This is a genomic window from Bacteroides sp. D1, assembly GCF_000157095.2.
GTDB lineage: Bacteria > Bacteroidota > Bacteroidia > Bacteroidales > Bacteroidaceae > Bacteroides > Bacteroides xylanisolvens.
In genome coordinates this window covers 1,158,518-1,169,614 of sequence record NZ_JH114350.1, presented here as the reverse complement: position 1 = coordinate 1,169,614, position 11,097 = coordinate 1,158,518, and the positions used below count along the sequence as shown (strand labels likewise).

General features: G+C 39.0%; 9 protein-coding genes. 4 read left to right on the top strand and 5 right to left on the bottom strand.

The genetic code is table 11. The features are described 5' to 3' along the window. Nucleotides 1-1,076 precede the first annotated feature (1,076 nt). Entirely contained in the window at nt 1,077-2,180 is a 1,104-nt protein-coding gene (locus BSAG_RS00400) for an AAA family ATPase (RefSeq protein ID WP_004317316.1), read from the top strand. A gap of 261 nt (nt 2,181-2,441) precedes the next feature. Here the strand turns inward: BSAG_RS00400 and BSAG_RS00405 are convergent, their stop codons facing one another. Then, nucleotides 2,442-2,666: a winged helix-turn-helix domain-containing protein gene (locus tag BSAG_RS00405; protein WP_004308997.1), complete on the bottom strand. Its 225-nt coding sequence runs from the start codon at nt 2,664-2,666 to the stop codon at nt 2,442-2,444. A 311-nt stretch (nt 2,667-2,977) separates the two neighbouring features. Between BSAG_RS00405 and BSAG_RS00410 the strand changes: the two genes are divergently transcribed. Then, entirely contained in the window at nt 2,978-3,835 is an 858-nt protein-coding gene (locus BSAG_RS00410) for a GyrI-like domain-containing protein (RefSeq protein ID WP_004317318.1), read from the top strand. A gap of 215 nt (nt 3,836-4,050) precedes the next feature. Here BSAG_RS00410 and BSAG_RS00415 read toward each other — a convergent pair whose 3' ends face one another. From BSAG_RS00415 to BSAG_RS00425, 3 genes are all read right to left on the bottom strand, one after another. Further along, on the bottom strand, nt 4,051-4,422 hold the full coding sequence (locus BSAG_RS00415; RefSeq protein ID WP_004317320.1) for a VOC family protein: 372 nt from the start codon (nt 4,420-4,422) through the stop codon (nt 4,051-4,053). Between the two features lie 94 nt (nt 4,423-4,516). Next, complete coding sequence (locus BSAG_RS00420; RefSeq protein ID WP_004317322.1) at nt 4,517-5,320, bottom strand: helix-turn-helix domain-containing protein; 804 nt, start codon at nt 5,318-5,320, stop codon at nt 4,517-4,519. Nucleotides 5,321-5,586: 266 nt separating this feature from the next. Next, complete coding sequence (locus BSAG_RS00425) at nt 5,587-6,456, bottom strand: DUF6845 domain-containing protein (RefSeq protein WP_004317324.1); 870 nt, start codon at nt 6,454-6,456, stop codon at nt 5,587-5,589. A gap of 437 nt (nt 6,457-6,893) precedes the next feature. On the opposite strand from BSAG_RS00425, the gene BSAG_RS00430 reads away from it, so the two are divergent. After that, nucleotides 6,894-7,832, top strand: coding sequence for a DUF1848 domain-containing protein (locus tag BSAG_RS00430; protein ID WP_004308992.1), 939 nt, complete (start codon nt 6,894-6,896; stop codon nt 7,830-7,832). Between the two features lie 372 nt (nt 7,833-8,204). Next, nucleotides 8,205-8,984, top strand: a complete 780-nt coding sequence (locus tag BSAG_RS00435; RefSeq protein WP_004308991.1) for an SDR family NAD(P)-dependent oxidoreductase — start codon at nt 8,205-8,207, stop codon at nt 8,982-8,984. A gap of 170 nt (nt 8,985-9,154) precedes the next feature. On the opposite strand, the gene BSAG_RS00440 is transcribed toward BSAG_RS00435, so the two are convergent. Next, nucleotides 9,155-11,044, bottom strand: a complete 1,890-nt coding sequence (locus BSAG_RS00440; protein ID WP_008019372.1) for a toxin-antitoxin system YwqK family antitoxin — start codon at nt 11,042-11,044, stop codon at nt 9,155-9,157. Nucleotides 11,045-11,097: the final 53 nt, after the last annotated feature.

Sequence of the window (11,097 nt, the reverse complement as noted above, 5' to 3'; positions counted from 1 at the left end):
AAGGAAGCAAGAAAAGAACGAAATGTAAAAAGAATACTAGGGATATACCACAAAGGGACATTACAAAAGGAGATTATTAAAGGGGATGGATTAATTGGAATGGTTAATTGGGCATGACCAGCAGAATACAGGATATTCAGCGACGCAGCGCCACTAGAAATGATTTCTCATTTTCATTTCTCATATTCTCATAGCTTGCACAATAATCAACTGTAAATCATCAATATAACACTATGAGAAATAAAATAAAAAAGGCATTTCTCATAGTATTACCAACGTTTTATACTGAAAACAGTGCATTTCTCATAAACTTTCAAATCATTTCTCATAGTATTTTGACTATTTATCCTATAAATTCTCAAGCTAGATCCTAAACTAAAGACCAAGTTGAATACCAGACTAGACACTGCTTTACAATACATTATCAGTGCTTATTGAAAGTATATAGAGCAGACATTCGCATATTTTCCTACCTGCATCTGCATCGTTGCACTCCAGTGAACAGGCCTGTGCACTAGAGTAGAAAGAACCGTCTACTCAAGTGAAAAGATCTGTTCACTGGAGTGCAACGATACAGATAGTAGTAGGAAAAAATGGCAATGATTAAGGAAAAGCATAAGGATATAAGGTACATGATACACAAGAAAGCAGTAAACAACGGGAAGTTGCTTAATAAACAACATAAGAAGAAGGAATAATCATAAAGTCTGGGAAAAGATACAGCCATAATGCATGAGAAAGGAGTAAAATAGATAAAAGGAGTATGAGAATAAGATGAGAAACGATTTAAAACCTATGAGAAATGCATCATTTTTAAGGCTAAATGATAGAAATAGTATGAGAAATACCATTTTATATTTTATTTCTCATACTATTATATTATTGATTTACATATAATTACCGTATTATTTATGAGAATATGAGAAATGAAAATGAAAAATCGTTTGCAGGGGGCGCGCTGATATAAATGCAGGAAACTATCATACCAATGTTTTTCTAGAAAATGATAAATCGGATAAGTCCATATCATAGATTTATTTAGTACCTTTGCCGTCCTATTTATATAAAAAGAAAAAATGAGTAAAGAATACACACTCGCAGATTTCACAGATATTTTCGATTACTCCACAGGCTGGTTCAGCGACAGTAGCATTTGTAGTCTATTCTATCAGATATTCAAACGATTCCCTTCTATGAAAATGGTGAAATATAAAGTAAACCAGGATTTCCTGAAAGAAATCAAAGAACTTTATCAGCAAGACGATGCGTTCGATATATTCGAGCATATATATTGCAATCATTTTGAGAATGAAAAAGAGGAAGAGGAGGAAGAAGAAGATACATCTACAAAAGAGTTATATGATTGCATCGTTATCTGCAAAAAGAATTTAATGATTGGCTATTTTGATAATTGCATAAAAATAGCCTATTCCAATATTGATAAGGAAGAAATCGATCGTATCAATCAAATTTGCGAAAACCACAAAAAGGAGAATGAGAAACTGAACAACCTATTTATAGTAACATACGCTCATAACTACTTCAGCCTGAAACAATCGCAAATCAATAAGCCGGCCATTCAGATTGACCGCCACTATAACAATGATTTTGCTCCCGTAGCCGCTGAAATCGAAAACTTCCTATTAGAGGAGAATAAAAGCGGTTTAATCATTCTGCACGGGAAACAAGGTACGGGGAAAACAACTTATATCCGTCATCTTATCAATCTCGGAAAAAAGAGAATGATTTATATGAGCGGCGACCTGGTAGACAAACTTTCGGACCCTAGCTTTATCACTTTTATCCGCCAACAAAAGAATTCGATCTTTATCGTAGAAGATTGCGAAGAGTTATTGTCAAGCCGCAACGGAAGCAACCGCATGAATGCCGGACTAGTCAACATACTGAATATCAGCGACGGACTATTAAGCGATGAATTATGTATCAAATTTATCTGCACATTCAACGCTCCACTAAAAGATATCGACGAAGCCTTGCTTAGAAAAGGACGTCTGGCTGCCCGGTACGAATTTAAAGACCTGACAACCGACAAAGTAAACCAACTAATAAAGGAAGAAGGACTGGATATCCCCCAACAGACACAACCTATGACACTGGCTGAAATCTATAATTACGAAGGCATGGATTTCTCTTTAGGAAGAAAGCGGGTAGGATTCTGAAAAATCCTCCAAAGTAGAACTTTTAAAGAAAAATCGACTATTATTATTGCGAAATATAAGTATCTATATTTTACCTATCAACAAGAACGATTTGATATTTTTATACGTTTATTATACGTTAAAAGAGTTGCCCTATTACGGAGCAACTCTTTTAAATATTAAACTTCTTAAGTTCAAACTTTGCATGTGATACCTTATATCGACATTTTCTTACTTACAAGTTAACGGAAATCCAAAGATACTCACTCGCAAAATCTGTAATTATCCAAAGCTAAAAGGGAAAGTGCTTTCATCAGATAAAGCAATTAATCCGTTCTTTCGCTGGATACAAATTTTGTTTTCTCTTGCCAGCCAACCGGCCGCCAATGCTGTACTTTCTACGCTTAGGTTTAATCTTCTTGCCAATTCAGGTATTGAAATTTCACCAATTTCTTTCAGGGCACACCAAACTTTTCCGGCATTGTTCCCTACAATTGTTTTATCCATGGCTATTTTTATTAATAATTTGGTTACAATATAGTCATTTTAATAATTGTTTATAACAAAACCAACTTTTTTGTTTTAGTTTTTGACATTATTTAAAACAAAGAAATCAATTTCGCGTCTAGTGATTAAAAACTTGGTAATAATTCGTACCATAACACCACTAAAAGGAACATTATATATCAAAATAAATTCTCAAAACAGGAATCGGGCAATCACAGAAAGAAAATAGGAAATTGACATTTCCGCAATATCGGACAAGTCATTTCGCTTTTTTACCAATACCTTTGCGGAGTGAAATACCAGAATAAGTTATGCAACAGAAAAAAACAACGAAAGAAGAATATCAAAAGTGCGTAAATGTTGTAGTGGAATACATCAACCAACATTTGGGAGAAGACATTGATTTAAAATCTCTGGCCAGAATTTCAAACTTTTCTCCTTTTTACTTTCACCGGATCATGAAAGCTTTTCTCGGTGAACCGATTGGTACGTTTATTGTCCGGACGCGGACAGAAGCTGCCGCACGTCTACTCCGCTACTCGGATGTTCCGATTGCCGACATAGCCTATCGGATTGGTTACTCTTCTCCTTCTTCGTTGTCGAAAGTGTTCAAGCAATTTTATGGTATTTCACCTTTAGAGTATAGAAACAATAAAAACTTTGTAATTATGAAACCAGCGATTATCAGGCCAGACCTAGAACTAAAAAGAGAGATCAAAAACGTTTCCGAACGGAATGTGATTTATATCCGCCTCACCGGCGATTACAAACTGAATGATTACGGTGGCACCTGGGGCCGTTTATTCCAATTCATCAAAGAACAACAGTTGCCGATGGGAGATTTCAGCCCGCTTTGCATCTATCACGATGATCCGAAAGTGACACCGGCAGAAAAACTGCGTACAGACGTATGTATGGTAATGCCTGTAAAGGTAACCCCAAAAAGTGATGTCGGATTTAAGGTGATCCCGGCCGGACGTTATGCTATCTTCTTGTATAAAGGTCCGTATGACAATTTGCAAGCTGTGTATGATACGATTTACGGAAAGTGTCTGCCCGAAATGGAATGTACGCTGCGTGATGAAGCCAGCGCGGAACGTTATCTGAACAATCCATGCGACACTGCTCCCGAAGAGTTGTTGACGGAAATTTATATTCCGGTAGAATAATGCGGACAGACAAATGGCGGAATAAAGAGAATGAATAAAGATGTGATTTAACGTCTGACTTTTGGAGGACAGTGCAAAACCCTGATAAGTCTATCTTTTAGACGCGGATGACACGGATTTAGCAGATTTATAATCTTCTTATCCGTGTCATTTTGCGTTATCCGCATCTAAAAGCATATTATGCTATAACAGGCTGCCTTCCTCTCTCCTACCTGTTATTTTTCAGCATAAATGCCAATCCGGTTTCCTTCACTATCAGTGAATACGGCAAACCATCCTTTGCCGTCCGCCTCGATCTTTGTTCTGGGAATGACTACTTTCCCTCCTTTCAGAAGTACTTTTTCCAAGGTCTGTTCTATATCCTCACAGTTGAAATGGATAAGCACTCCATGCGTGGAAGGAAGAAAGTCGAAATTTGAAGCATAAGAGATAGCACCGACGGTTTCACCTTCTTCTGTGAAACAAGCCATTTTTTCTGTTTCACATTCAAAAGTCGGAAGTTGCATACCTAATACTGTTTCGTAAAAATCGACAGCCCGATGGAAATCGGAAGCAGGAATCTCAAAAAATGCAATTAGTTTTTTCATTTCGTTTCTTTTTTATCGTTACTACTAAGCCTTTGCAAAGACACTGCAAAAGTAGGGCAACACGAGGAAGCCTGATAGGAAAAAAGGGACATCTTTAAAGTTCGGAAAAATAATCGGAATAAGGAGCGCAGACAGAAAGATACTCGGCAGGGGTGTAACCGGAAAAGAGTTTGAATTCCTTTATCATGTGAGACTGATCGGAGAAACCACATTCATAAGCTACTTGTACAAAAGGGATAGTGGCATCCTGCTGCAACATTGACAATGCCCGCTGCATACGGACAATACGAATAAATTCTTTGGGGGTAGTGCCGACATAATCGGCAAAGATACGTCCAAACTGCTTACTGCTCAAACAGGCCGTTTCCGACAGATGAGCAATGTTGATTTGCGGCTGGAGGTTTATTTCATGAAACACAGCAGACATCCGCTTGAGGTTATACTCCGGAAGGGTGTATAAACGACGAAGGAAAAACTGCTCTATCAAACGAATAGAAACGGCATTATCAGAAGTGTCAGTGACCTGTTTCACCAAATCCGACAGTTCTACATCTTCCATCGCATCGGTATCTACATTTTGTCCGTGAAACAGATGGCTGGGAATATGAAACAATGCTTTGACTGCATAAGGCTGGAAAACAACAGTAATCATTTCTATCCTACCCGTCGACTGTACATCCGAAAAGCCGACCGATTGTCCGGAAATGAAGGATTGAGGTTGTAGTTCCGACTCGCCCAACAAAAGGAGTTGTTTCCCTTTATGAAATACCAGTTGCATACAGCCAATAGGCAGAGTCCGTTCGGAAACCGGAGTCACTGAATCGTCTTGCAATATCCAGTAATGCCGTATATAAGGAGCAAGCGCCAAACAAGGTTTTATAAGTTGAAATGATTGCATAGAGCAAAGATATTATTTCTTAATTCAAATGCAAAAGTAAAGCTCCTGTTTAAAGAGGTATAGTAAAAAAAGGACTTTTTATAAATTAGAGAGTCGTCCTATTAAGAACAGATATGCCGGAATGATAAACAGATAAGGATTTAAGGCAGGATCCTTATTTGAGAATAAGGTACAATTGAAAAGACGGCAAACCTTTTCTTAATAAAAAAACATCCTCTGTTTGAAAGAGCATGATTGTAGCTCACATTCAAACAGAGGAAGATTCTTTAGATAACGGAAAGTCCGTATTCGTAGGCCTCCGACATCGCATTATAGTCCTCGTCGGAATAGCTACCTTTATCTCTGGCTTTCTGCATATCTTTCATAAACGATTCTACAGAAGTCAGGAAGCTATAATAATTCTTCTGTTCTTCATCATAACCTGTGACAGCAGGAAGTTTCTTTGCAGCTTCGAGTTCTTTCTTCAGTTCGGCCATCTTCATATCAATACGCATACCATCCAGCGCATGTTTGCGTGAATAGAGATTCATGATGCTTTGCACGGTGCCGGACATCTTACGCATGGCCATGATTTGATCTTTCAACGGTTCATCGGCAAGCAGTTCTTTTTCAGCTTGTTCTGTCAGAGGGCTTAGAATATCAAAGATCACTTGTTTATATTCCGACATTTCTACACTAAGCCGATAGTTCTCGTCGAGGAGCTTGCCGATCTTTGCAGTCTCTTTTGCCTGCTTGTAAGAGAGGAATTTATTAAAATTATCATAGAATTGCGTCCTTGCACTGAAAAGTCCTCGATAACTCTGCTTCAGATTCTGACGGACTTCTATATTAAAATAATCTCCCGGATCCATCAATTCCGCTGTATCTCTGGCAGATACTTCAGGTGGTGCAATCGGAGATACTTCAGGAACTTTTCCTGTCTGTTCCATATATCCCAAAACTGCATTTATGTCTTTCGCATTGGCTACATGCCTCAACACGATGAGCGATGTATGATAATAGTTTATCACCTTACTGGCATTGTCCAATTCCTCCGAAGTGACAGAGGACGCAGCCTGTTTCTTGTTTCCTCCCGAACAAGAAACCAACAAGAGAACACCTACAAGTGTTCCGAAAAATAAAATATTCTTCTTCATAATGGTTCGTTTATTAAGTCTTTCGTACTATAACAATAAAAATCGTTTTTTGTTATAGACAAACAATGCATATTCGAGAAGTGTAGTGGAGAAATTTAAAATGCTGCTAACGATGATTAAGGAATAAACAACCAACGTGTATAAAAACAAAAAATGGCTACTCATCACGAGCAACCAATCTTTTGTTAACCTTAAATCTAATACTTATGAAAAAAACACAGTACAAAGGTACCATATTTCAGATAAATAGCAAATTTCAGCGCCTAAACAGACGATATTATAACAGGGTTTAATACTCCGAGAATCGCATTAACATTTCAGACTTCATCCGTTAACATTTAACATATTCATTCACATAAGTTGCTCCCCGGATAAGTAAGAATAGAAAAAAAGGCTAATCATGGAAACGACATTGTTTTTTTTCGTAACTTTGAACTATGATAATCAGTGCCAGCCGCCGGACAGATATTCCGGCATTCTATTCTCAATGGTTTTTCAACCGGATAAAAGAAGGATATGTATTAGTGCCCAATCCTTATCATCCGAAAATGATTAGCAGGATTTCCTTATCTCCTGCTGTGGTTGATTGTTTCGTATTCTGGACCAAGAACCCGGCCCCGATGCTTAACCAGCTGGATAAATTACAGGATTACAACTATTACTTCCAATTTACACTCAACCCTTACGGAGAAAAATTGGAGAATCGTTTGCCATCTATCGATAAACGAATTGATACCTTTAAAAAGCTGGCAGACAAAATTGGCAGAGAAAAAATGATTTGGAGATATGATCCGATACTGACGAATGAGGAATACAACGTTTCTTTCCACCAGGAAGCATTCGCCCGGATTGCCCATGAACTCAAAGACCATACCTCGAAATGTATGTTGGGATTTATAGATCATTACCCCCATATCCGAAACTCGATACAACCATTCAACATCAATCCGCTGACCAAAGAGGAAATAGAAGAAATGGCCGTCTCCTTTAAAAAGACAATAGATATTTATCCCGGTATACAGCTGGACACTTGTACCGTCAAGGTAGATTTAAGACATTTGGGTATTCCCAGCGGCTTGTGCATTGATAAAGGGCTGATTGAAAAGATCACCGGTTATCCTATCCTTGCTCAAAAGGATAAAAACCAGCGTAATATCTGCAACTGTATCGAAAGTATTGATATCGGGACTTATGAAAGTTGTCTGAACGGATGTGTTTATTGCTATGCCATCAAAGGTAATTATAATACAGCAGCATATAATATGAAGAAACATGATAAAAACTCGCCGTTGCTCATCGGTCATTTATCCGAAGATGATATAGTAAAGGAACGGGAGATGAAGAGTCTGCGGGATAACCAATATTCGTTGTTTTAGTCTTCCTGATCCGTATCTGACTTACAGGCATAAAAAAAGGCTATCTATCCCAGACAGCCAATCTTTTGTTAACCTTAAATCTAATACTATGAAAAACACAGTACAAAGATACGGACTTTTCGGTTATCTCCAAATTTTCGGCCCAATGCAGCGTATCTTATAACATGGTTTAATAGAATCTGAACCGTATTAACAAATAAGCGGTTAAGCATTAACATTTAACAGTTTTCTTAAATAATCAGGGCATAAAACCGGAGGAGATGCAAATGTTTTCCAATCGGACACCTTATCTTATTAAAGAGCGTTTATGAGGTCTAACAAATTCCTCTGCCAGCTGTTTCTAATAGAAGGTAACTATCAAATTCCCAATATATGAACAGATTCGAAAATAAAGTAGTTGTCATCACCGGTGCTGCCGGTGGTATCGGCGAAGCAACCACACGCCGCATTGTCTCCGAAGGGGGCAAAGTAGTCATCGCTGACCATTCTGAAAAAAAGGCGGAACAGCTTGCCAACGAACTTACTCATGCAGGGGCCGACGTGCGCCATGTCTATTTCTCCGCCACCGAACTCCAGAGTTGCAAAGAGCTGATTGATTTTTCTATGAATGAATATCAACGAATAGATGTACTGATTAATAATGTAGGAGGAACCGATCCCAAACGTGACCTTAACATCGAGAAGCTGGATATCAATTACTTTGACGAGGCATTCCACCTGAATCTCTGCTGTACCATGTACCTTTCTCAACAGGTCATCCCTATCATGACTACCAATGGCGGCGGAAACATTGTCAACGTAGCTTCCATAAGCGGACTTACTGCTGATGCTAACGGTACATTATATGGTGCCAGCAAAGCGGGCGTCATCAACCTGACGAAATACATCGCTACCCAAATGGGAAAGAAAAATATCCGCTGCAATGCCGTAGCCCCGGGATTGGTACTTACCCCCGCGGCATTGGATAACCTGAATGAAGATGTACGCAACATCTTCCTCGGCCAATGTGCCACTCCTTATTTAGGAGAACCGGAAGACGTCGCAGCTGCCATCGCTTTTCTGGCTTCGAACGATGCAAGGTACATCACGGGACAAACAATCGTCGTAGATGGTGGCCTGACTGCTCATAACCCGACAGTAGCGTTATCATAGAACATAACTTTAATACAATGAATAAAATGACAATAATGGGAATATGGCTTCTTTCGCTATTTATCAATAGCGGATGCAACCGGGAATTAGTAGAATAGACAGTAATGATCTTAAAATATCTATCGAAAAGGGGGAAGAGTGGATGCATGATTTTCCATTGTTTCTGGGTTTCACAATGACTTTACCCATGCATTCATTTCGTTAATAGCTTCTAGTGAAGACGGAAGCTCCTGCTTAGTCTGCAAAGCATCAGGACGAAGATCGACGCGCACATACCCCCAGCCGTCTTCGTCGATTTGCAGATAGCCACACTTCCTGTACTCTTCCAGGCAACTGTCAGAGCATCCTCCGTAAAAGTCACATTGAAGTTCATCTTCCGACGTTTTTTTATTGGCAATGAATGAACTTTCACCCACCCAGACAAAATCGTCCAAATCAACCTCAAAATAATCCCCTCCTCCCCGATTGAGTGCGGCAACTTCCGCCAAACGTCCTTCGGGAAGCATCTTGTAAACGCGGACATAACATTCTTCCTTATACGGATTTTCATCTACAACAAGGAAAAGACCGGATTTTCCACAGAATAAAGGAGTATCTATACTACGATATTCGTAAACTTCTCCTGTAACATCACTCATCACAAAATAACCCCAGCTCTCAAACCCTGAATAGTGAAAAAAATGCAGACCGTAATCAGACTGATACCCATCATAGTACCATTTTATAAATCCATCTTCATCTTCTTTCGCCGGAGAATTCAGCAGTGCGAGTTCCCCCTTTTTCCAGCGCACGGACAGTTTATTTTGATTGTCTGTATAACGCCCTTTACCAGAATCAAGCTGTTTATTACAACTATCCGCCTTCATATTCGTATATTCAGCAAATTCAAGTTTTTTCACGTCTGCCCCTGTATTGCTATACATACGCAAGGAAATCATTCTTCCACTATGATAGTCATACATACTCTTTGCAATCCGGTTGCCTTCTTCAGAATAAATTTCAGTCATGACACCCGGCACGCCTTTCTCCGAGTACGGATAACTCTCGAAACGACGTAGCCGCCCGCCAGAATAATTCCTTATATCCAGCCGCTTTTGAGTTCCGACCGTCACAATGCTTCGTTTTACAGAATCACACTTATCATCCATGAAGTATATCGGCTCATCGGAATCCTTTTCAAAATATTTTCGTTTCAGAAGATACTTTTTGCCGTTCTCCAATGCATAAATTTCTTGAATGTAATAAAAGGGAGTCCCTTCTGATGCCTGATATTTATACTCATACCAGTCGGGAGCCTCCGCTACCCCGTCAGGGTCATTATAAGCGTATTCCGAATGGCTATAATACCAACATTCGGTCGGTAACACTTCCTGATCGTCAATATAATGATTAACCTGCCATAGATGTCCGTTGGCATGCCATCTCATTTCCTCTCCGTTTAGCTTCCCATCTTTATAGTGTTCAAACCAGTCCGGCTTTCCATCATAATACCATCTCTGACGTACTCCATTAAGTTTACCTCGTGTAGCCTGGTAAAAGATATGGGGATATCCGTTGGAATAATAAGATTGATAAAGTTCACAAATACTGTCAAGAGTGATTATACGACTTGTCATACAATGGGAAGAGATACTGTAATGACGCACCGTATCGTTCTTTATTCCGTCTTTATAAACAACTACCGAATAATAGGGTTCCGACACAAAAGAATCAGTCGAGCGAAAATAAAAGTGCTTATAAGCACCGTTCATCAATGAGTCCTTGTAAAAACAACGTTCCACGCCATCTACTTGTTTCCGGCAAATACTGTCGGAGTCATAGACCTTCAAAGAAGATGCTTCCGGTTCTTTTAGCAATGATTCGGAAAGCGTATCAGGAATAATCCAATCACTTCCTTTATAAAAATCCATAGAGAAAGCTTCGGAAATAGCAGTAGTTTTTTCGCTTAAAGCGTTTTCCTGTGTTTCCTGATTCGTGGAAGAAGATTGCGAAGTTCCTCCGGTTTTTCCGCCACATGATAACAACAGTAATACGCAGCTATATACCAAAGCGTTTTTCATACCAAACATCTTTTATTTAATACATAATTACGGCAAAATTAATGATAATATCA

Coding starts and splice junctions, on each gene's coding strand:
- BSAG_RS00430 (WP_004308992.1), top strand. CDS start 6,894: ATGATAATCAGTGCCAGCCGCCGGACAGATATTCCGGCATTCTATTCT.
- BSAG_RS00410 (WP_004317318.1), top strand. CDS start 2,978: ATGCAACAGAAAAAAACAACGAAAGAAGAATATCAAAAGTGCGTAAAT.
- BSAG_RS00400 (WP_004317316.1), top strand. CDS start 1,077: ATGAGTAAAGAATACACACTCGCAGATTTCACAGATATTTTCGATTAC.
- BSAG_RS00420 (WP_004317322.1), bottom strand. CDS start 5,320: ATGCAATCATTTCAACTTATAAAACCTTGTTTGGCGCTTGCTCCTTAT.
- BSAG_RS00415 (WP_004317320.1), bottom strand. CDS start 4,422: ATGAAAAAACTAATTGCATTTTTTGAGATTCCTGCTTCCGATTTCCAT.
- BSAG_RS00405 (WP_004308997.1), bottom strand. CDS start 2,666: ATGGATAAAACAATTGTAGGGAACAATGCCGGAAAAGTTTGGTGTGCC.
- BSAG_RS00425 (WP_004317324.1), bottom strand. CDS start 6,456: ATGAAGAAGAATATTTTATTTTTCGGAACACTTGTAGGTGTTCTCTTG.
- BSAG_RS00435 (WP_004308991.1), top strand. CDS start 8,205: ATGAACAGATTCGAAAATAAAGTAGTTGTCATCACCGGTGCTGCCGGT.
- BSAG_RS00440 (WP_008019372.1), bottom strand. CDS start 11,044: ATGAAAAACGCTTTGGTATATAGCTGCGTATTACTGTTGTTATCATGT.